The organism is Pseudomonas sp. Ag1, from assembly GCF_000278565.1.
Lineage (GTDB): Bacteria > Pseudomonadota > Gammaproteobacteria > Pseudomonadales > Pseudomonadaceae > Aquipseudomonas.
In genome coordinates, this window is the sequence record NZ_AKVH01000063.1 from 13,266 (window position 1) to 35,030 (window position 21,765).

Annotated in this window: 18 protein-coding genes; 8 read left to right on the plus strand and 10 right to left on the minus strand. The window is 62.3% G+C overall.

From position 1 onward, the window contains the following. The first annotated feature begins 22 nt into the window (after positions 1 to 22). Positions 23 to 700 (plus strand): sterol desaturase family protein, encoded by a 678-nt coding sequence (locus tag A462_RS28850; protein WP_003210261.1) that lies wholly within the window; start codon positions 23 to 25, stop codon positions 698 to 700. Then, a complete protein-coding gene (locus A462_RS28845) occupies positions 697 to 1,794 on the plus strand; it encodes an SMP-30/gluconolactonase/LRE family protein (protein WP_003210263.1) in 1,098 nt (365 codons plus the stop codon). The genes A462_RS28850 and A462_RS28845 overlap by 4 nt, the downstream gene beginning before the upstream one ends. A gap of 18 nt (positions 1,795 to 1,812) precedes the next feature. On the opposite strand, the gene A462_RS28840 is transcribed toward A462_RS28845, so the two are convergent. From A462_RS28840 to A462_RS28820, 5 genes are all read right to left on the minus strand, one after another. Continuing rightward, positions 1,813 to 2,175: a hypothetical protein gene (locus A462_RS28840; RefSeq protein WP_003210265.1), complete on the minus strand. Its 363-nt coding sequence runs from the start codon at positions 2,173 to 2,175 to the stop codon at positions 1,813 to 1,815. Between the two features lie 2 nt (positions 2,176 to 2,177). Continuing rightward, positions 2,178 to 3,161, minus strand: a complete 984-nt coding sequence (locus tag A462_RS28835; RefSeq protein ID WP_008431375.1) for a hypothetical protein — start codon at positions 3,159 to 3,161, stop codon at positions 2,178 to 2,180. Between the two features lie 143 nt (positions 3,162 to 3,304). Further along, on the minus strand, positions 3,305 to 4,369 hold the full coding sequence (locus A462_RS28830; protein WP_008431377.1) for a lipocalin-like domain-containing protein: 1,065 nt from the start codon (positions 4,367 to 4,369) through the stop codon (positions 3,305 to 3,307). Beyond that, positions 4,359 to 6,833: an ABC transporter permease gene (locus A462_RS28825; RefSeq protein WP_008431379.1), complete on the minus strand. Its 2,475-nt coding sequence runs from the start codon at positions 6,831 to 6,833 to the stop codon at positions 4,359 to 4,361. The genes A462_RS28830 and A462_RS28825 overlap by 11 nt, the downstream gene beginning before the upstream one ends. Position 6,834: 1 nt before the next feature. Further along, complete coding sequence (locus A462_RS28820) at positions 6,835 to 7,503, minus strand: ABC transporter ATP-binding protein (RefSeq protein ID WP_008431380.1); 669 nt, start codon at positions 7,501 to 7,503, stop codon at positions 6,835 to 6,837. A gap of 346 nt (positions 7,504 to 7,849) precedes the next feature. Between A462_RS28820 and A462_RS28815 the strand changes: the two genes are divergently transcribed. From A462_RS28815 to A462_RS28795, 5 genes are all read left to right on the plus strand, one after another. Beyond that, positions 7,850 to 8,533, plus strand: a complete 684-nt coding sequence (locus A462_RS28815; protein ID WP_003210274.1) for a histidine phosphatase family protein — start codon at positions 7,850 to 7,852, stop codon at positions 8,531 to 8,533. A 348-nt stretch (positions 8,534 to 8,881) separates the two neighbouring features. Beyond that, positions 8,882 to 10,537, plus strand: coding sequence for a lipid IV(A) 4-amino-4-deoxy-L-arabinosyltransferase (arnT, locus tag A462_RS28810; RefSeq protein ID WP_008431381.1), 1,656 nt, complete (start codon positions 8,882 to 8,884; stop codon positions 10,535 to 10,537). Between the two features lie 60 nt (positions 10,538 to 10,597). Further along, positions 10,598 to 12,118, plus strand: coding sequence for an ArnT family glycosyltransferase (locus A462_RS28805; RefSeq protein WP_008431382.1), 1,521 nt, complete (start codon positions 10,598 to 10,600; stop codon positions 12,116 to 12,118). 67 nt (positions 12,119 to 12,185) lie between these two features. Beyond that, positions 12,186 to 12,947 carry a M15 family metallopeptidase gene (locus tag A462_RS28800; RefSeq protein WP_032898744.1) on the plus strand — a complete coding sequence of 254 codons (762 nt, stop codon included), beginning with the start codon at positions 12,186 to 12,188 and terminating at the stop codon, positions 12,945 to 12,947. A gap of 83 nt (positions 12,948 to 13,030) precedes the next feature. Further along, on the plus strand, positions 13,031 to 13,753 hold the full coding sequence (locus tag A462_RS28795; RefSeq protein ID WP_008431387.1) for a L,D-transpeptidase family protein: 723 nt from the start codon (positions 13,031 to 13,033) through the stop codon (positions 13,751 to 13,753). On the opposite strand, the gene A462_RS28790 is transcribed toward A462_RS28795, so the two are convergent. From A462_RS28790 to A462_RS28770, 5 genes are all read right to left on the minus strand, one after another. Beyond that, complete coding sequence (locus A462_RS28790; RefSeq protein WP_003210284.1) at positions 13,720 to 14,580, minus strand: alpha/beta fold hydrolase; 861 nt, start codon at positions 14,578 to 14,580, stop codon at positions 13,720 to 13,722. The two genes, A462_RS28795 and A462_RS28790, sit on opposite strands and share 34 nt — an antisense overlap. Positions 14,581 to 14,885: 305 nt before the next feature. Continuing rightward, a complete protein-coding gene (locus A462_RS28785) occupies positions 14,886 to 16,466 on the minus strand; it encodes a dipeptide ABC transporter ATP-binding protein (RefSeq protein ID WP_008431388.1) in 1,581 nt (526 codons plus the stop codon). Beyond that, the gene (locus A462_RS28780) at positions 16,463 to 17,290 is read right to left on the minus strand and encodes an ABC transporter permease (RefSeq protein WP_008431389.1); all 828 of its coding nucleotides are present in this window, start codon (positions 17,288 to 17,290) and stop codon (positions 16,463 to 16,465) included. Before A462_RS28780 ends, A462_RS28785 begins: the two co-directional genes overlap by 4 nt. Beyond that, on the minus strand, positions 17,290 to 18,267 hold the full coding sequence (locus A462_RS28775; RefSeq protein WP_008431391.1) for an ABC transporter permease: 978 nt from the start codon (positions 18,265 to 18,267) through the stop codon (positions 17,290 to 17,292). The genes A462_RS28780 and A462_RS28775 overlap by 1 nt, the downstream gene beginning before the upstream one ends. Next, positions 18,264 to 19,847, minus strand: coding sequence for an ABC transporter substrate-binding protein (locus A462_RS28770; RefSeq protein WP_008431399.1), 1,584 nt, complete (start codon positions 19,845 to 19,847; stop codon positions 18,264 to 18,266). The genes A462_RS28775 and A462_RS28770 overlap by 4 nt, the downstream gene beginning before the upstream one ends. 339 nt (positions 19,848 to 20,186) lie before the next feature. Here A462_RS28770 and A462_RS28765 point away from each other — a divergent pair, with 339 nt between their 5' ends. Then, positions 20,187 to 21,539 (plus strand): tetratricopeptide repeat protein, encoded by a 1,353-nt coding sequence (locus A462_RS28765; RefSeq protein WP_008431400.1) that lies wholly within the window; start codon positions 20,187 to 20,189, stop codon positions 21,537 to 21,539. Positions 21,540 to 21,765 lie beyond the last annotated feature (226 nt).

A 21,765-nucleotide genomic window follows, 5' to 3' on the forward strand; every position in this document is an offset into this window, starting at 1 on the left:
AAAACAGCACCGAGCGCCCCCAATGACTCACCCCACCGAGGCCTTCCGCACCACCTACCGCGCCAGCATCCACCCCTGCTACAACCCGTGGCTCCACGCTGGTTTCGTTTTCGGCTACGGCCTGCTCTGCATCAGCCTGTTCTGGTCCACCACCCGGCAAATCCAGCTATTGGAATGGCTGGCCATCCCCCTCACCCTGATTTTCTTCAACCTGTGTATCTATCTCGTCCACCGTCACCTGGGCCATCACAAACACACCTTCGCCCGCCTGTTCTACGCCCGCCACACCGGCGACCACCACAGCTTCTTCACCCCCGATCACATGACCTACGACAGCCCTCGAGACTGGCGTGTCATCCTGTTCCCCGCCTGGCTCATCCTGGTCCACAGCCTGGTCATCACCCTCCCCGCCTGGTGGCTGCTCAAACACCTCAACCCCAACGTCGCCGGCCTGTTCGCCGGCTGCATGATCCTCGGCTACCTGCTCTACGAGTTTTTCCACGCCTGCGAACACCTGCCCCCCGACCACCCCGTGGCCCGCCTGCCGTGGATCCGCCAGATGCACCACCTGCACGCCCTGCATCACCGGCGCGAACTGATGCAGGGACGCAACTTCAACATCGTCCTGCCGCTGATGGACTATCTGTTCGGCACCCTGCATTGGGAACCGCCCACCACTGATCACCAGGAATCGTCATGAGTACCCGTCCAAGCAACGTTGGTCGTCTGGTCCTGCTGATCCTGACCGCCATCGTCGCCTTCCTGCTGCTGATGCCCACCAAAGTGCAACCGGTCAACTGGTCGCCGCCCAAGGCGCCATCCCTGAAGGACGGGCCCTACGCCGAAAACCAGCGCCTCAAGGACGTGAAAAGAACCGGCGCCCAGGACATCGCCGGGCCCGAAGCCTTGTTGCTGGATGGCAAAGGGTTCCTCATCACCGGCCTGCATGACGGGCGCATCATCCGCACGGCCCCCGAAAGCCACGTTCTCGAAGAGCTGACCAACACCCAGGGTCGCCCCCTGGGCCTGGCCCTGCATCCGGACGGGCGGTTGATCATTGCCGATGGGATCAAGGGCCTGCTCGCCCTCGACACCCAGCACAATCTCACCACCCTGGCCACCAGCGCCGCCGGCCTGCCGTTTGGCTTTGTCGATGACGTCACCGTCGACGCCGCCGGGCGTTATGCGTACTTCAGCGATGCATCAAGCCGATGGGGTTATGGGGAAGACGGCGAGGCGGTGATCGAGCACGGCGGTGACGGCCGTTTGCTACGGTATGACTTCAGCACCGGCCACACCGAGGTATTGCTGGACCAGTTGCAATTCGCCAATGGCGTGGCCCTGGGGCCGAACGAAGACTATGTGCTGGTCAACGAAACCGGCGCCTATCGCATCAGCCGCTACTGGCTCAAGGGCGACAAGGCCGGCGTCCACGACCTGTTTATCGACAACCTGCCGGGCCTGCCGGACAACCTCAGTTTCAACGGCAAGGACCGGTTCTGGGTTGCCTTGTATTCACCGCGCAACCCGCTGCTCGACGGTTTTGCCGGCTACCCGCTGATGCGCAAGATCATGGTACGGGCACTGATGGTGGTGCCCAAGCCCATCGAGCGTAAGGCCTTTGTGCTCGGGCTGGACGTGAACGGCAAGGTCATCGCAAACCTGCAGGATGGCAGCAGCGGTAACTACTCGCCCGTCACCACGGCACGTGAGTACGGTGACTGGTTGTATCTGGGTTCGCTTAAAAACACCGGTATGGCGCGCTTGCCACTCAAGGTGGCGTTGGCGCAATAACGAAAAAAAGCCCCTCGGCTATGGCTTGGACCAGACCTCCCAAATGATTGCCAGGACCATCAAAACCATTCCGCCGTAATAGGGCCATACTGCCCATCGCTTCAGGGCCACGGGGACGGACGTCAACTCTGCCTCAGTTACCTCGCCCTTTTTCAAATGGCGTTTTGGCATGGACAGCAGCTCGACGATCACAACCATTCGCATGGTTTTGTCGATCGGCAGATTCCTGCGCCAAAAACGCTTGGTGCGTTGAACGGCCTCGTTTTCGGTGAAATAGCTTTCCAACTCATCGAGTTTTCTGTACGCGACGAAGAGCAACAGTCCCAAGTTGATAAGCATCCATAAAAGCAACGTAACAGTGAAAAAATCATAATAAGACATGATCAAGCCCCATCAGGCTGATACATCAGGTCACCCATCATTTCTCCACCCCATTCACCGGCACGCCCAAACGTACTCCCGGCGGCATAACCTCCGGCAGCACCGCCGATGATCCCGCAGACCAGCGCACCCTGCCCTTTCACCGCAACCCCCATGACTATCCCGCATAAACGTCTCCCGAGTGCAGCCCCCAGATTCCCTCCAATAGCGGCTCCACCCACCCCGCCCACCAACTTCCCACCCTCCACATACTTCGCCCGCCTACACATCGCCTCCCGCCCCTCCATACAGGCTTCCTTGATCTCCAACCCCGCCACACCCACATCCAACGCCAACCCCACATACGTCCCCTTGCCCAAAAACCTCGACGTCTCGGCAATGCTGCGAATCCGCTGCGTGTAGCCCACGATTTCACTCTTGTGCAGATAACTCTTGGTGGAAATACCCAGTACTTTTTTCAGTGACTTATTGGTTTTCAGGCTCGTGCCAAATCGCGCCGCACCTTGAAGTTGAGTATCCAAGCGCCGGAACAACATCTGCCGCTTCTGGATAAACGCTTTCTTATTCAAGGCTCCATCCTTGAGTTGTTGATGCAAACGCTCAATTTCTTCCAGAGTGCGCTGAACCTCGTCCAGGTGTCGCCCCCAGGCCGCCGTCGAACTGCCGACTCCCACCGAGCTATAAGCCAATAAACTCTGGAATAGATCATAGTTATTGATCACCGCCGCCCCAGCCGAGGCATCCAACTCCAGATTGCGCTGAATCTCCTGGGCATGGCGCATCAACCATGCATCATCAGTAGTGCAAGCCACAGCGTAGGCATCGGGAACGATCACCATCTGCCCCGGCGTCACCAGGCTTGCCTGACGCAAATGCAGGTTCAACGCGTCGAATTGATCGGAGAGTTGCCCACTGGCCCCGGTCAGTAACCGGGATTTCAAACTGAGGTAGTCCGTGGTGCGGTCATTGATGTATCCCTGCGCCATCACTTACATCCCTGATGTAATGGATATGGCGCAGGAATATAGGCAGGCGAACACGGCCCGGACACAAGGTTGGAACAGCTGAAATTACATTTGGGAAATCACCTACCTGGCAGGTAATCAAGGCCTACAAAAAATCGTCGGACTCAATACCCCGTCATCTCCAGATACCCCACCCCACCCTGAAATATCACCGGCCCTTCCCAGTAAGGAATGCTCAGGTTCATCCAGGCTTTTGGGTTGACCGCTTCCGTGGTGATATCCAGATGTTTGCCCGGGATCTTCAATGACCACTGGGTGGGAATGCTGCGCCCATCGATCGCGGTCGTGCCCAGCGGCGTCAGTTGAATATCCTGGTTGTGCAGGGTCTGTGTGTGGCCTTCTTTGTCGATCCAGGTACCCGTCAGGTACGACGGCCCGTCTTTCTGCCGCACCCGAAACAGCATCAACTGCTCGCCACTGTCCAGGTGCAGGGAGAACCAGTCCCAGCCAGTCTGGCTGGCGGTCAGGGGCTGGCTGCTCCATTCGCGATCGAGCCAGGCGTTGCCGCTGACTTGATAAGATTTTCCATCGATGGTCACGCGGCCATCTGCCTGGAAAAACGGCTGGCTGTAGTAGTACGACGCCTGGCCCTGGTCGGACTTGCGGCTGTAGCCGTTGTCGCCCTGGAGCACCAATGGGCGGCTGGAGGTCAGGTGCAGGTCGTAGTTGAAATGCTCGCCTGCAGCCTTGAGTTGCATGTCCGCCAGGGGGCTGGCTGCACCGGGGCGGGTGGCGAAATTCCAGTCATCGATCCAGGCATTGAACGGCACCGCCTGGGCCCCCGCCTGCCCCACGCCGCCGCGGGCGTAGCGTTCGCTGGCGTAATGGCGGGTGGCCGAGGTGACGGCGGCGTGGCCGAGCCAGATCGTCGAGTCGTGCCAGCCCGGTTGTGTCGGGCCGGCCTTGAGTGCGTTGCGAAACAGCGTCCATTGCACGCCGTAGGCATTGCCCTCGGCATCCTTCAGGTTGGCGGTGAGGTACCACCATTCGATGCGATAGCCGTCATGGGGGCCATGGTCCTGGGGAAAGCTGAAGACCTTGCCGGGTACCACCTGGGCAAAGTCCGCGGCCTGGCTGCCCAGCCCGGCGAAGCTTTCTTCAGGCGCAGGAGGTTTGTCGCAGGCGCCCAGCAGCAGGAACGTCGCCCATAGCAGGTACTTAATCTTCATTGGCAAAGGTCCTCAGCAAATCCGCCGGGCGACTGCGGTACAGCTGCCACAACGGCCAGGCCGAAGCCAGCAAGGTGGCCAGCATCGCCAGACCCAGCAGTTGCGCCAATTGCCCCGGGAACACCTGCAACGGCAGGCGCCAGCCGAAGGCCTGGACGTTGATCACCACGTCCAGGCACCACGCCAGCAGCAAGCCCAGCGGCAACGCCAGCACCAGGGTCAGCACCGCCAGCAACCAGGTCTGGCCGAGGTTGAGCAGCATCAATTGGCGGCGCGTCACGCCCAGCGCCCACAACGGCGCCAACTGGCCGAGGCGGCTTTGGCTCTGGGTCAGCAGGCTGATAAACAACGCCACGCCGGCGACGCCCAGGGTCAGGCTGTTAAGGGCGGCGGTGGCGGCAAAAGTTCGTTCGAATACCTGGCTCGACCAGCCCTTGAGCTGCTGCTGGTCGACGATGCGGCTGTCTTCGAGGGCAAACCGTTCCTGTACTGCACGCACCAGCGGCGGCACGTTGCCCGGCAAAACCCGCAGGTTGAAACGCGCCGGCGACAATCCCGGCCAGTGCTGCAACAGGTGCCGCGAATTCACCAGCAAGTGGCCCTTGGGGTTGCCGTAGTCGGCATAAATCCCCACGACCTTCGGCGACCATGGACCATGGGGCGTGGGGATGCTGACCACATCGCCCAGCCGCACCTTGAGCCGGCGTGCCATTTGCTCACTGAGCATCAGGCTGTCGTCCTGCAGCAACTGGCCCCATGGGTCCGTCGCCGCTTCCAGCAACGGCCAATGCTGGCGATAAGTAGGGTCGTCGACCACGCCGAACAGGTCAGCCGGCCACCCCTGCAACTGCACCGCAACCTGCCAGGTCGGCAGCACTGTCTGCACCAGGGGCTGCTGTACCAGCCAGGTTTGCAGCGCCTCGGCCTGGGCCGGGTTTTGCGGGTTGAGGTACAACTCGGCGGTCAGGCGTTGTTCCAGCCAGTTGCTGAAGGTCTGGCGAAAGCCCGAGGTCATCGAGCCCGCGCCGATATTGGCGGCCAACGCCAGCAGCAAGGCCATCAGCGCCAGGCTCAGGGCCGGCAACTGCTGGCGGCAATCGGCGAGAAACCATTGCCCCAGCACCGAACGGCTGCGCCCCAATACCGCCTTGAGCACGCCATTGAGCACCACCGGCAAGCCCAGCGCAGCGCCCAGCAACAAGGCCGCCATCAAGACAAAACCACTGGCCAGGCTATCGCCAAATACCAGTGCCAACAGCGCAAGCAGTAAGGCCAAACCCGCCACCCAGCCCTGGCGTCGCAGCCAGCGCCCATGGGCCTGGTGCCAGGCCTGGGCATTGGCCAGCGCCAGCAGCGGCAAACGCGCCGCCCGCCACAAGCTGCTGGCCCCGGCGAGCAACGCGCCGAGCAAACCCAGGCCCAGGCCACTGAGCCACCACAGCGGGCTGAGGCTCAGTTGGCCGGGCAACTCGGCGCCATACAGGCCGCGCAAGCTGGCGGCTACATCCGGCAGCAACAGGCTGGCCAGCAAGTACCCGCTGGCCACGCCCGCCAGGCCACCCAGCACGGCCAGGCCACCGAGTTCCACCGCCAGGCTGAGGATCAGCATCCGCGCACTGATCCCGCACGCCCGCAAGGTTCGCAGCAGGCCGCGCCGCTGCTCCAGCGCCAGGCCGATGGCGGCATGCACGATAAACAGGCCCACCACAAAGGACAGAAAGCCCAGCGCATCGAGGTTCAGATGGAAGCTTTCAGTGAGGCGCGCGAGGTTGTTTTCCTCGGCCTGCTTGAGCTGCAGTTGCGCGCCCAGTTCCGGCGGCAGGGCGGGATGCGCGGCGGCAAAGGCCTTGTCCAGCAGCAACCGCGACAGGCGTTGGGGCATGTCCAGCAGCGGTTGGGCGAAGCCGATATCGGTCAGCAAGACGCCGGGGGCCATGTCCGCTTGAACATGCAGCGGCGGCAGCGCGAGCCCGGCGGCTGTCAGCGGCTGGTCGCCCTCTTTCAGGCCCAGAGACTGCAAGGTCTGCGGCGCGATCCAGGTGCGTCCCGGCGGGTTGAAGAACGCGACCATCTGCGCCCGGTCCAGGGTCTGCCCGGCCAGCGCGCCACCGCCGGGCAACGACACCGGGTCGATGCCCATCACTTGCAGGCGCTGGTCTTCATGGCCCTTGAGCTGCACGCGGCCCTGCACCACCGGCGACACCGGCCACCCGGCGCGGCGCAGGTCGGCAAACAGCGCCTGGGGGAAGCTGGCACCGTCCGGCGCACTGAGGCTGGCCTGGGGTTCGCCGCCGATCAGCTGGCTGGCCCGCGCGTAGCTGTCCCGCGCCTGGCTGTTGAGGGCTTGCACGCCGGTCAACAGCGCGGTGGCCAGCCACAGGCCAGTGAGCACACTGAAGAATTGCACAGGGTGGCGACGCCAATGGCTGAGCAGCGCGCGCAGTGTCCAGTGGAAGACGCGCATGTCAGCGGGCGTCCGCAGCGAGTACCTGGCCGCGATGCAACACCACCTGCTGGTCAAGGCGCGCCGCGATGCGCGGGCTGTGGGTGACCATCAGCAAGCTGGTGGGGCTGTCCCGCAGCAGGTCCAGCAGCAGTTGCAGCACTTCGTCACTGGTGCCTTCGTCGAGGTTACCGGTGGGTTCGTCCGCCAGCAGTAAGCCGGGGCGCGACGCCAGGGCTCGTCCTACCGCTACCCGTTGCTGCTGGCCGCCGGACAGTTGTTCGGGGTAACGCCTGAGCAAGTCACCCAGGCCGAGTCGCTCCACAAGCTGCGCTTGCCACGCCGGATCGAGGCGCCCGGCCAGGCGCGCCTGGAAGGCCAGGTTGTCTTCGACCCGCAGGCTGCCGATCAGGTTGAACTGCTGGAACACCAGGCCGATCTCGGTGCGACGCCAGTGGGCCAGTTGCGCCTCACTCATCTGGTCCAGGCGCTGGTCGCCGACCTGGATGCTGCCACGGTCGACCTGGTCGAGCCCGGCCACCAAATGCAGCAGCGTGCTTTTGCCACTGCCCGACTCACCCATCAACGCCAGGCTGCTGCGCGCTCCCAGGTACAGGTCGACACCCGCCAGCACGGTCAACGGCCCCTGCGGCGTGCCATAACTCTTGAATACCCCTTGTACCTGCAGCATCACCCCTCCCCACAAGCTTCTGGACTTAAGCCGGAGAATAACGGTTGTCACATTTTTATGTCACAACCTTGGGCAAAAGGAGCGCCCCATGACCCCTGCAAATTTTTCACATCGATTTCACCCGGCCGCCACCTGCTGCACTTTAAATTGCCGTCCATGGGCAGATAACAGGCTGGTTATTTCAAACGCCCGTTAGTGCAAGTGACCAATTTTTTATATCGGTATGTTCAGCAAAAAGACAGCGCCCCTGTGACACGCTTTTGCATATTCCTGCATCAGCGCTACTCACTTGGCGCCTGCCTAACTTGCCGCTGCCAGTTACCGGATTAACGCCTGGAAGTTACCAATGGTGAATAGTGTGGTTGACCTGACCCTGAGCAAGTCTCGCTCGCGCTGGGCATTTGTAAAACAGCTGAACAAACTGTGGCTTGGCGTGGCAGGTATCGTGATGATCAGCCTGGCAGTAACGGCGTTCATCTGGTGGCCAAGATCGCCGCTGGACCTGGGCGTGGGCCACCGCCTGCTCACCTCCGGAACCCTGGAAGCCTGGCGTAACGGAGACCTGGTGGTGCTGGTCCGCCATGAGGAACGCTGTGACCGCTCCAACAACCCTTGCCTGGGCCCGGCAGACGGCCTGACCACGCTCGGCTCGTTGTCTGCCAGTGCCGTGGGCAAGGCCTTCCAGACCCTGGGCATGGAAAACACCGACGTACTGAGCAGCCCCACTACCCGTACCGCGCAGACCTCGCTTTTCATGTTCGGCAAGGCCGAATTGTCACCCGGGCCCCTGGCCATCTGCGGCCCTGCTATCGGCGAGGAACTGCGCCCGCATAAACACGCGGACCGCAACCTGCTGGTGGTCACCCACAGCGCCTGCATCAGCGACTTCGAGGAGGCATTGGGCTACTCACACGCTGCCCATGCCGAGTACGGCAGTGCATTGTTTGTAAAGCTGCTGCCCGATGGCAAGTTCAAGGCGCTGGGTATTTTGAACAGTAAGGACTGGGCCGCCGTGCTTAAACAACTTTAGAACACTTCTTAACATTTAATCATTCAAGTTCGTTCAGCAAAAAGACAGCCAGACCGTGGCATCGTCTATGGTTTTAATTGATTTTTTTAGAAAAATTATTAGCTCACTAACTTTTCACAAGTTAACAACATGACGATGACCTTCGATGACTTATTGGACGCCACACGTTTAACGAGCTTGACTGGGGCACAGGGATATTCAGTTTCGCCCCCCCACTAACAGACTGTTTAAGGAATAACGTTCTGTGCCGCATTTCTACCCGACCACGACCACCTTCTACCCCTCGCGCATGGCTGATCCAGCGCTCGCGCTGATTCACCGTCAATACCGCTTGAGAGTGCAATAGCCATGACCCGCCTTAAACCATTGCCCGTATTGCTACTGGCATTCGTGATGTTCTATCTGTTGCCACTGGGCCTGCATGGCCTATGGATCCCTGACGAAACCCGCTACGCCCAGATCAGCCAGGAAATGCTCATCAGCGGCAACTGGGTGGCACCGCACTTCATGGGCGTGCGCTATTTCGAAAAACCCGCCGCCGGCTACTGGCTCATTGCACTGGGCCAGGCGTTGTTCGGTGAAAACCTGTTCGGCGTGCGCATCGCTTCCGCCCTGACCACCGGCCTGAGCGTCGTGCTCGCCTACCTGATCGCCCGCCGGCTGTGGAACGACCCGCGCAAGAGCTTCGCCTGCGCGCTGCTCTACATGAGTTTCGGCCTGGTGGCCGGGCAAGCCGGTTATTCCAACCTGGATCCGCAATTCACCTTTTGGGTCAACCTGAGCCTGGCGGCGCTGTGGTTTGCCCTCGACAGCTCCACCCCCCGTGCCCGCCTCGCCAGCTGGACGTTGTTGGGTGTGGCCTGCGGCATGGGTTTCATGACCAAGGGTTTCCTGGCGTGGTTGCTGCCGGTGCTGATCGCCCTGCCTTACATGCTCTGGCAACGTCGCCTGGGGGAACTGCTGCGCTACGGGCCGCTGGCGATTCTGGTGGCGGCCGTGGTGTGCCTGCCCTGGGCGCTGACGATCCACCTGCAGGAACCGGACTACTGGCGTTTCTTCTTCTGGCACGAGCACATCCGCCGGTTCGCCTCCGACAATGCCCAGCATGCACGTCCCTGGTGGTTCTACCTGCCGCTGATGGTGGTGTCGTGCCTGCCGTGGGCGGCGCTGCTGCCGGCGACACTGTGCAAGGCCTGGAAGGAAAAGCGCCAACCGGCCATCGTCTTCCTGGCGCTGTGGTTGCTGCTGCCCCTGGGCTTTTTCAGCCTGAGCAACGGCAAGTTGCCGACCTACATCATGCCGTGCCTGCTGCCGCTGGCGCTGCTGATGGGCCATGCGTTGATCGACCTGCTGGCCAACGCTCGCACCCGCACGCTGCGCGTCAATGGCCTGCTCAACTTGGGCATCGGCCTCGCCGCGATGGTGACGCTGATCTACCTGCAAATCGACCGGCCGTTGTACGGCAATAGCCACAGCGAGATGTTCAACCTGTCCCTGACGTTCATCGTGCTGATGGGCTGGATGCTCGCCAACCTGCTTCAAGCCTTCCGCCCACTGGCGCTGTGGGCGATGCCGGCGTTGGGCATTGGCCTGCTGGTGGCGCTGTTGCCCGCCGGCATGCCGGCGGTGGTCGAAGATAACCAGATGCCTGACCAGTTCGTGCTCCAGCACCTGGACGAGCTCCAAAAGACCCAAGCGCTGCTGAGCAACGAACTGGAATCGGCGTCGGCCCTGGCATGGCGCCTGCGCCGGCCCGAAGTGACGCTCTACAACACTGAAGGCGAACTACGCTACGGCCTGCAATACGCCGACTCGATGCACCGCAAGGTGGATCTGGACAGCGTTCAAGCCTGGCTCAAGCAGGCGCGCCAGCAAGGTTCGGTGGGCGTGCTGATGCGGGTCAGGAGCACCAGCGAAATGCGCGAAGCCGGCCAGCTGCCGTTGGGGGGCAAGCGTTATTACAAGGGTGACCTGGAGATCATCATCTACCCGCAATTGCCGTAACACAGGCGCCCTAATGTGGGGTGACCCCATTCAACACTCATCCCACATCGGAACCGCTCCATGAACTTCTGGAAAACCGAACGCGGCGCCCTGCTGCTGCTCCTGGGCGTGTCGGCCCTGATCCTGCTGCTGGGCCTGGGCGCCCGCGACCTGTGGGGCCCGGAAACCCGCTGGGCGAACATCACCCTGCAGATGCTGCAAAGCGGCGACTACTTCGACCCGTACCTCAAGGGCACCCCGTACTACGACAAACCCTTGCCGTCGTATTGGCTGATCACCGGGTTTGCCAACCTGATGGGCGGCCTGGGGCCGTGGTCGTTGCGCTTGTCATCGGTGATCTCGGCGTGGCTGAGCATCTGGCTGGTGTACCTGATCGGCGAGCAACTGTTCCGCAAAGGCACCGGCCTGATTGCCGGCTGGATGCTCGCGACCACCTTCTACTTCCTCTTCTGGGCCCGGGTGGCCACGGCGGACGTGCTGACCGTATGCGGCGTGCTCGCCGCCGTCTGGTGGTATTGGCGCGGGCCGGACGATACGCGGCTGGGGCGCTACACGGTGTTCTTCCTGTTACTGGCGGCGACATCACTGTTCAAGGGTTTGATCGGCTTTGTACTGCCGGGCCTGGTGCTGTTGCCGCACTTGCTCAGCGAACAGCGCTACAAACGCCACCTCAACCTGCGGCTGGTGTTGGCCGTGGTTATCGCCGGGGCGTTCTATGCGATTCCGTTTGTACTGTCCCATCTCTACGGCGCACCGACCTACGGTGCAAGCGGCCTGGAACTGGTGTTCCGGGAAAACGTGGTGCGCTTCTTCGACCCGTTCGACCATATGGGTCCGATCTACACCTACCTGATCTACCTGCCGGCCTACACCTTGCCCTGGGCGCCGTGCTGGGTGCTGGGCCTGTGGCTCGCCGTGCGGCATTGGCGCGACACCCCGCCCAACACCCGCTGGCTGGTGTGGGGGCTGGGCCTGCTGTTTGTGTTCTTCACCGCCAGTGGCAGCCGGCGCAGTTACTACGTGCTGCCGCTGGTGCCGTTCGCGCAGTTGCTGGCGGCGTGGTGGGTCAGTGAGCGTATCGCCCGCAAAGGCACGGTCGGCCGGGGTTGGTACCGTGGGTTCGGCATCGCTGCCGGGGTGATGCTGCTGGTACTCGGGGTGGTGTATCCATGGACCAATGGCAATGGCGGCGTGACCCGTTTCGCCGAGGACGTTCAAGCGCAAGCAGTGAAAAGCGCGCCATGGAACGAGTGGCAGATGGTGATGGTGGAAGTCGACAACAAGGTACCGATGTACCTGCAAAATCACGGGACGCCGTTCTACTACGTTGCCGAAACCCAGGACTTCCCGCGCCAGGGCGACAGTGCGGCGTTCATGGCCTGGCTGGAAAAAACCAGCGGCCGCACCTTTGATCCCAAGCGCACAATTATTGTCGCGCAGTCCACCAAGGATGACCCGACGCCGCTGGCCTACCTGGGCAACGATCATCAGGTCATCACTACCCAGCCGGACAATGGTGAACGGTTGTTCCACAAGCGTGACGGTGGCAGCGTGGCATTTGTGCCCAACGCCGCGCCGTAGCACTGGCGGCATGGGGCGGGCATTGCTAGTGTGGCGCGCTTAAGCCACCGTCCGAGCCCGGCCCGCCATGCCCTACTCTTCCCTTTCCCTTGCCGCCCTGAGCCTGATCGTGCTCGCCACGCCGGTAGCGGCAGACACGCCGATGCCGGCCAACATGGTTTACCTGCGCAGCCTCGACCCGAGCATCGCCCAGGACATTCGCTACGCCAGCCCCCACAACTTCACCGGAGCGCCGCTGGACGGCTACAACGCAGCCGAATGCGTGCTGTCTGCCGACGCGGCAAAGGCACTGGTACGGGTCCAGGCCGAGTTGGCCAGGCAGGGTTACGGCCTGAAGGTCTTCGACTGCTATCGTCCCAGCCGTGCCGTGGCGAACATGGGCCGCTTCGCCAGCCTGCCGGGCGATCCGGCCAAGGCCGAGTTCTATCCCCGGGTGAACAAGCAGGATTTCTGGCGCCTGGGCTATGTGGCCAAGGTTTCCAACCACTCCCGGGGGGCGGCAGTGGACGTGACCCTGACCGGCCCCGATGCACTGCCCGCCCAGGTCTGGAGCGCCGACACCGCGGCGGTGGATTGCGCCGCCGGTTACGGTCGACGCTTGCCCGATGGCGGCCTGGACATGGGCACCGGTTTTGATTGCTTCGACGAAATGGCCCACACCAACAGCCCCCACATCAGCCAGGCGGCACGCCAGAATCGCCAACGGTTGAGCGCTGCGATGGCCAAGGAAGGCTTTACCGGTTATGCCGGCGAATGGTGGCACTTCACCTACAGCCGCAATCCGGTGCGGGCCGAGCCGATGGACTTCCCTATCGAACCGCTGCGGTAACATCACAACACAGCTTCAGCTTGATAAAGCCCGGGGCAAAAACTAGCGTTTGAGGTTTCCCTCTTTTCAAGGACTGAACGCCGTTGAACACGCTCATCAAAACCTGCGCGGCGCTGCTGACGCTGCTTTCAAACGTGGCACTCGCGCAAATCCCCGACGACAGCCGGCAACTGATCGTGGTCACCACCCCGGACTGGAACAGCATCCAGGGCACCGCACAACGCTATGAGCGGCATGGGCAAGGCTTTCAGAAAGTCGGCGAACCCTTTGCCATCGTGGTCGGTAAAAACGGCATGGCGTGGGGCACCGGCCTTACGACACCCACCCCCGACCAGCAGCCCCTCAAGCATGAAGGCGATGGCAAGGCCCCGGCCGGCATCTTCAAACTCGGCGGTGCCTTCGGCTACGCCCCCACCGCTGACACCCGCTTGCCTTACGCGGCCAGTACCGCCACCCGCGAATGCGTGGATGACAGCCAGTCCAGCCATTACAACACCCTGGTGGACAGCTCGGCGGTAAATAAGGACTGGACCAGTTCCGAGCGGATGCTGCGCAAGGACCAGCTGTACCGCCAGGGGATTTTTGTCGAGCACAACACACCGGCCTTGGCCAACGGCGGCTCGTGTATTTTCCTGCATATCTGGCGCAGCGTCAGTTCGGGAACATTGGGCTGCACGGCGATGGACCCGGTGAATATCCAGGCGTTGTTTGCCTGGCTGGACCCGCGAGAAAACCCGCTGCTGGTGCAACTGCCCGCAGCGCAGTACGACCTCTACCGTGAGCGCTGGAAACTGCCGTCCCGCTGAGCTGACAGCAGGCGTTGAAATGCGGCCAATACCTCGCCGGGTTTTTCCAGCATGAGTTGGTGGCCGCATTCGGGCAACAACTGATACTCGGCATTGGGCAAATGCCGGGCGAGTGCTTCGCCGCCGCTGGCCGGGGTCAGGCCGTCGGTGTCGCCGGCCAGCACACTCACGGGCAGGGTCAGGGTGAGCAGTGCATTGGCGTCTGGCCATTGGACGTTTTTCATCAGGGCCTTGAACATGTACAGCGGGTTGCGCTCGGTGAGTTTTTCTTCGTAGGCGACCAGTGCGGGGTCGGCCTTGGCGTTCCATGCCGCCTGGCGGAAACCTTTGGCCAGCAGTGGGCGCAGCCATTCCAGGAGCCATGCGGGTAGACGCATCAGGCCGCCGCTCCGGCTGATGCTGTGGAGTCGGGTGCCCAGCAGCAATACGGCTTCGATGGGGATCGCGGGTTTGGCCAGCAAGGCGCTCAGGGTCAGGCCAGTGCCGAAGGAGTGGGCGACGATGAGGTTGCGGGAGCCGCCGTAGCGCCTGAGGATTTCCAGGTAATCGGCGACCAGTTCGGGCCAGGCGTAAGCCTCGGGGTTGCGGGGTTTTGCGCTGGCGCCGTGGCCGAGCAGGTCCCAGGCGACCAGACTGTAGCCTTGGGTTTTCAGGGATTGCCATTGGTGGCGCCACTGGTCCTTGTTGCCGCCGGCGCCGTGGCAGAAGAACACTACCGTGTCGGGTTGGGTGGTGCCCGCGTGATGGGTGATGCTCAGGTGACGGTTGGGGCGGATTTCCAGTGGTTGGCCCTGGATCACTGGCAGTTCGGTGAAAGAGGTCGGCATGGAGGTTTCTCAATAAGTGAAAGGGTTGAGTGTGGTGAAGCAACAGCAAAATCAAAGGCGGACACGATCCAAATGTGGGAGCGGGCTTGCTCGCGAAGGTCGTTAACGATAACGCGAACATCCTGATTCAACGCGGCGCTCTCAGGTTCTTCGCGAGCAAGCCCGCTCCCACATAAAGCGGCTCTGCTTTTGCTCTAACACTCAGGTCGCCTTTGCCGCTTTTGCAATGTGACTCGCTGTAAGAGCGAAACCATAGGTGGCCGTTACCTGAATAACGGATATGCCCCCAACCCCAACACCCCAAGTCAGATGGCCTCAGCCATCAACAACTCCCGCGTATACGGATGCCGTGCATCAGCAAACAGCGCCGCCGTTTCCCCCTGCTCCACCACCCTCCCCTGACGCATCACCGCAATCCGGTCGCACAACCGCGCAGCCACCCGCAAGTCATGAGTAATAAACACAATGCTCAACCTGAACCGCCGCTGCAGCGACTCCAGCAACTCCAGAATCTGCACCTGGATCAGCGCATCAAGCGCCGATACACACTCATCAGCGATCAACACCTTAGGCTCCACCGCCAACGCCCGGGCGATGCCGATGCGCTGCCGTTGCCCCCCGGAAAATTCATGAGGAAACCGCTCAAACGCCGCTGCCGGCAACCCCACCAACCCCAGCAACTCACGGGCCCGCCGCTCGGCATCCGCCTTGGAAACCCCCTGCACCAAAGGCCCAGTCATAACAATCTGCCCCACCGTCTGCCGCGGATTGAGCGAGGCAAACGGATCCTGGAAAATCATCTGCACATCACTGCGCAACGCTCGCAGCCGCCCTTCAGACAACCCCGCGACCTCCCGCCCCAACCACTCGATCCGCCCGCTGTCAGCACGCAGCAAACGCACCAGGCACCGACCCAGGGTCGACTTGCCCGACCCCGACTCCCCCACAATCCCCAACGTCTCGCCTTCACGCAATTGCAGCTGAACCGCATCCAACGCCTGAGTCGTACGCCGCCCCCACCAACCGCTGCGGCTGCTGAACACCTTGCCCAGCGCTTCGGCCTTCAGCACCACAGGGCCAGCCACCTGCGTACGTGGCACCAGCGGTTGCGCCGACACCGCCGCCAACAACTGCCGGGTGTAATCTTCCCGGGGCACACGCAACACCGCCGGGGCCGTGCCCTGTTCCACCACCCGGCCCTTTTCCAGCACCAGCACCCGGTCGGCAATCGCCTCGACCACGGCAAAGTCGTGGGTGATAAACAACAGTGCCATGCCCTTGTCCTGCTGGATCTTGCGCAGCAGGTCGAGAATCTGCGCCTGGGTGGTCACGTCCAGCGCCGAGGTCGGCTCATCGGCAATCAACAGCGCCGGATCAAACGCCAGGGCCATGGCGATCACCACCCGCTGACGCTGCCCGCCAGACAGTTCAAACGGATACGCCAGACGCAAGCGCTCAGGGTCGGGCAAGCCGACATAACCGAGCAAATCCACCACCCGCTGACGCCGCACCCGTGCCGCCGCCACGCCATGGGCGCGCAGGGTTTCATCGATCTGTTGGCCCACCCGCAACAGTGGGTTGAGGGCGCTCATGGGCTCCTGGAATACCATGCTGATATCCCGCCCGCGTAGTTGGCGCATGGCCTCTTCGCTGCGGTCGGCCAGATCTTCGTCGCGAAACACCAGGCGCCCGCTTTCCACCTTCAGCGGGGCCGGCAACTGGCGCAGCAAAGCCTTGGCCAGCATTGACTTGCCGGAACCGGATTCACCCACCACACACAAGCATTCGCCACGGTTCAGTTGCAGCGACAGGTCATACAGCGCATGGCTGCGGTCCGCACCGGCCGGCAAGGCGATACGCAAATGTTCAACATTCAACAACGTCATAGCGACCTCCCGGGCTCAAAGGCCACACGCAAACCTTCACCGACTCGATTGACCGCCAGCACGCACAGCACAATCGCCAACCCCGGCAGAAAGCTCATCCACCAGGCGTCCCGCAACAAGCCACGGGAGGCATTGATCATGTAGCCCCAGCTCATGGCTTCCGGGTCGCTCAAGCCGAGAAACGCCAGGGCCGCTTCGGTGAGGATCGCCGTGGCCATGACAAAGGTCATGGTCACCAGCAGCGGCGACAGGGCGTTGGGCAGGATCTGCTGGGCGATGATCCCCAGCGGCGACTGCCCCAGCACCCGCGCGGCCTGCACGAATTCGCGCTGGCGCAGGGTCAGGAACTCACTGCGCACCAACCGCGCCACCGCCGGCCACGCTACGAGTGCGATGGCCAGCACGATGGAGAACAGGGACGGCTCAAGGATCGCCACCAGGATCACCGCCAGTACCAGTTGCGGAATGATCTGGAAGAACTCGGCAATGCGCATCAGCACACCGTCGAGCCAGCCACCGAAATAGCCGGCGACCGCGCCGACCAGCAGACCCACCACCAGGGTCGCCAGGCTGGCCAGCGCCCCCACGGCCAGGGACACGCGCGCGCCGTACAGCAGGCCACTGGCGAGGTCGCGACCGAGCAGGTCACTGCCCAGCCAATGGGCCGGGTCGTGGAATGGCGCGAGCATCGGCTGGCTGTTCATCTCCCATGGCGAGCTGCTGGTCAGCCAGGGGGCGGCGATCGCCAACAGCGTCAGCAGCAGCAAAAACAGCGCACCGATCAACGCCGCAGGCTGGCGCACAAAACGTCGGAAAACCAGCATCAGCCTTGCACTCCTGCACCGATACGCGGGTCGAGAAAACGACAGATCACATCGGTCAACACGTTAAAGCCCACCACCAGAATCGAGATCACCAGGAAACCGCCCATCAACACGCCGTAGTCACGCTGGGCCAGCGAGTCGTACATCAAGCGACCAATCCCCGGCCAGGAATACACCACCTCCACCAGCAACGCGCCGCTGGCCAACTGGCCCAGTTGCAAACCGGCAAAGGTCACCACCGGCAACAGCGCATTGCGCAACACATGCACGTACAAAATCCGCCGCGGGTGCAGGCCCTTGGCGTGGGCGGTGCGCACGTATTCCTGGCCAAGGGCTTCGAGCACGGCGGCGCGGGTCAGGTGGATATACAAGGCGAGGAACAGCACGCTCAACGACACGCACGGCAGCAGCAGGTGCTTGAGCCGGTCGAGCAGGGAAAAGTCCTGTGCCACCGTTTCCATGCCAAACGCCGGCAACCAATCGAGGCTGACGGAGAACAACAGGATCAGCAGCATCGCCAGCCAGAATGGCGGCATCGCATACAGCAGCAATGCGCCGTGGGAGATCACGCCATCCAGCCAGTGACGCTTCTGTCGGGCCCGGGCGGCCAACGTCCCCAGGGTGACGCCAAGCACCGACGAGAGCAAAAATGCCGAGCCCATCAGGGCCAGTGTTGCCGGCAAGCGCTCGGCAATCAGCGACCACACCGAGGTCTGGTTGCGGTAGGAATAACCCAGGTCCAGATGGGCGATATTGCCCAGGTAGATCAGCAACTGCGTGAGCAACGGCTTGTCCAGGCCCATGGTCTGGCGCAGGTGTTCGATGAACTGCACATCGTCCACCCCCGCCTCGCCGGCCAACAGCAGCGCCGGGTCACCCGGCGCCAGGCGGATCAGTAAAAAGCCCAGCACCAGCACCGCCACAATCATTAACAGTGCCTTGAGCAGGCGACCGCTGAAATACAGCAACCCGTTCATGGTGCAGGCGCGTCGAGGTAGACGCTTTCGTAGTCTTCGTTAAGGCTGGTGGCGGTTTGCAGCAGGTTCTTCACCTCTTTGTGGAACAGTGTCGGGTAGCGCATTTCGAAGATCGGCGCGATCGGCAGGTCGGTGTTCAGCACGTTTTCCAACTGGCTATAGAGCCTGGTGCGTTCCGGGCCTTCCGGGGTGTTGGCGACCTGGGTCCACAGGGCATCGGCCTCGGGGCTGTTGTAGCCGCTGACGTTGGCAAATGGCGAAGTCTTGAGGATGTAGTCGGAGCGGTACAGGTAGGCGTTGGTCAAGTACGGGTCGCCGATCTGGAAGATGAAGTTGTAGGTCAGGTCGAAGTCCCAGTCGCTGACGCGCTGGAACCAGGTGGCGGCGTCGGACGTCACCACTTGTACCTTGAAGCCCAGCGGCTGCAGGGCTTGCTTGGTGTATTCGGCCAGGCGCTCCCAGGCACCGCCCTTCTCGCCGTTGAGCAGGCGAATCCGCACGGCGCCCACGTCCACGCCGGACTCGGCAATCAGCGCCTTGGCTTTTTTCACGTCATAGGTGTACTGCGGCAATTGCGGGTCGTGGTACGGCGAGGTGGACACGAACTGGCCGGGGGCAACCTTGCCCGAACCGAAGAAGATGTTGTCGACGATGAACTGGCGGTTCAGCGCATACAGGATCGCCTGGCGCACCTTGGGGTTGTTCAGCGGCGGCTTGCGCGTATTGATCTGCAGGAAGGCCAGGCCGGAATACAGCTCCCAGCCTTTTTCCGACGACTGCACGTCCGGCAAGGCGGTCAGGCGCTTGAGGTCGGAATAGTCGGCATCACCGCTGCGCAGCACCTGCACGTCGTTGCGCTCGAACGCCGCAGCGCGGGACGAGCCGTCCGGGATCACGTGGAAGATGATCGCATCCAGGTGTGGCAGGCCCTTTTTCCAGTAGTCGGGGTTCTTTGCCAGCTTGATATAGGCGCCGCGTTTCCACTCCACAAACACAAACGGGCCGGTGCCGACAGGCTTGAGGTTATAGGGGTTGTTGCGAAAGTCAGTGTTCTCGTAGAGGTGCTTGGGCACCACAGGCCGCAGCCCGCTGCCCAGGGCCGAGAGCAACGGCGCGAAGGGTTTCTTGAGCTGGAACACCACCTGCAGCGGGCCCTTCGCGGTGATGCTGTCGACGTACTCGGTGAAGACCCCGCCCAGGCGCTTGTCCACTTCGGGGTAGAAGGTCTGGAAGCTGAACACCACGTCATCGGCGGTGAACGCGTGGCCGTCATGCCAGCGCACGTTGTCCTGCAAATCGAAGGTGTAGGTCAGGCCATCGGGGGAAACGGTCCAGGCCTTGGCCAATACCGGTTTGGGTTTCAGGTCGGTGTCGAAGGTCAGCAGGCCCTGGAGGATCTTGCCGCTGACGTACTGGGTGGACACGTGGCTGACCACGCCGTGCATCAGCGACGGCGGTTCGGGTTGGGCCACCAGGTTCAGCACTCCGCCGTCATGGGGTTGCGCCTGAGCGGTGCCGGCCAGCAGCACGGCGCCAAGTCCCAGGTATGAAAGGACACGGCGAAAAGATAAAGGGCGCATGGAGACTCCTTGACTAAGGTTTTGTCAGGGATTTAGCAAGGGCTGTGCCATGGGGCGACGGGCCGCGTTTGCGGGCATCACAGGCCTTGGCAGTGATGAAAAAACCACAGTGGCCGGGACGAGTGTGGAAAAAGCAACAGCCCGCCCTCTTGAGGAATGGTTGTGCGTAGCAGCTGCCGAGCCTTGGCGAGGCTGCGGCTGCGGTGTGTCAGGTACGCCGCCAACGTAGCCTCGACAAGGCTCGGCAGCTGCTACGGTAAGGTTTGAAGTTTGAGGGACCCATCACTGGCACAAGGTTTGCCCTTCTAACCGCTATCTGAACCCATGAGTTTGAAGCGCATGTCACTGGATTACCTGGGCAACCCCATCGACACCCGCAACCCCGCCACCCGTCAGGGCCTGGATGATTTCGTCGGCGGTTTTCTCGGCTATCAGCCCCGTGCCGAGGGCATCCTCGCGGTCGCCGATGCCGACCCCGACTCAGCATTGGCCAACGGATTTGCCGGCCTGCTGCTGATGTTTATCGAGTCGCCCGAGGGCCCTGTGCTGGCCGAGAAGTACCGTCAGCGGGCGGCGGCGGTGAATTCCCGGCATCCACGGGCGCTCGTGTATCTGCAAGTGCTGCAAGCCTGGATCAACGACGAGCTGGATGAAGTGCTGCGCCTCAGCGAGCATCTGCTGGATCTTTATCCGCGGGACCTGCTTGCGGCCAAGCTCAACCAGTACCTGGAATTCAACCGGGGCAACTGGCCGGCGCTGCTGCGGATCGGGTTGAAGGCCACCGCCGGCGCGCCGGATATCGCCCACAGTCACGGGCTACTGGCGTTTGCGTATGAGCAGTGTCATTTGCTGGAGGAAGCCGAGGCCAGTGCGCTTGAGGCGTTGCGGTTGCAGGCGTCCGAGCCATGGGCCCATCACGCATTGGCCCATGTGATGCTGACCCAGGGGCGTATCGAGGAAGGCATCGGGTTTCTGGAGGGCGTGAAGCAGCACTGGGACGGGCTTAACTCGTTCATGTACACCCATAACTGGTGGCATCTCGCGTTGTTTTATCTGGGGCGCGGGGAGGATCAGCGGGTGCTGGAGATTTATGACCGGCATGTGTGGGGGATCTTGCCGGAGTACTCCCAGGATCAGGTGGGCGCGGTGTCATTGCTGGCGCGGCTGGAGCTGGCCGGGATTGATGTGGGTGAGCGGTGGCAGGCGTTGGCGCCCTACCTGCAGCGTCGGGTTGGGGATGCGGTGCAGCCGTTTTTGAGTGTGCAGTATTTGTATGGGTTGGCCCGGGCGGGCAAGCCTGAGGCGGATCAGTTGTTGGCGGCTTTGCGCAGGCACAGTGTGGAAGCGCGGCCGGTTTGGGGGGAAGTGACGTTGCCGTTGGCTGAGGGGTTGTTGGCGCACGCCCGGGGGGATGCCCGGCGGGCGTTGGAACAGCTGGGGATAGCGTTGCCGCGGCTGAATGAGATTGGCGGGAGTCATGCGCAGCGGGATTTGTTTGCGCAGGTCGAGCTGGACGCACGGTTGCGGGTTGGGGATTGGCTTGGGGCGCAGCAGACGCTGGAATTGCGCCGGCGGTATGACGGGCTGGATGTGCCGACGAACCGAGCTTTGGTGGTGGTGTATGAGGCTTTGGGGTTGCCTGGGGAGGCGCTGCGGGCGCGGGCGCGGATTGGGGGGATATCCGTTATTTAGGTGATGGCTTGTATTGGTTCCGCTCTTGCCCCACCACTCGGCACCTCACTTCGGCCAGCGTGGTTTAACGGGGCGCCTAAGATCAAGATCAAAAGCAGATCAACAGCACAGCGGCCTCCCGGCCGGCTTGAGTGTTGTAAATCAAAAGCTAAAGCGGGCACGGTCCAAATGTGGGAGCGGGCTTGCTCGCGAAGGTCGTTAACGATGACGCGGGCATTCTGGATGA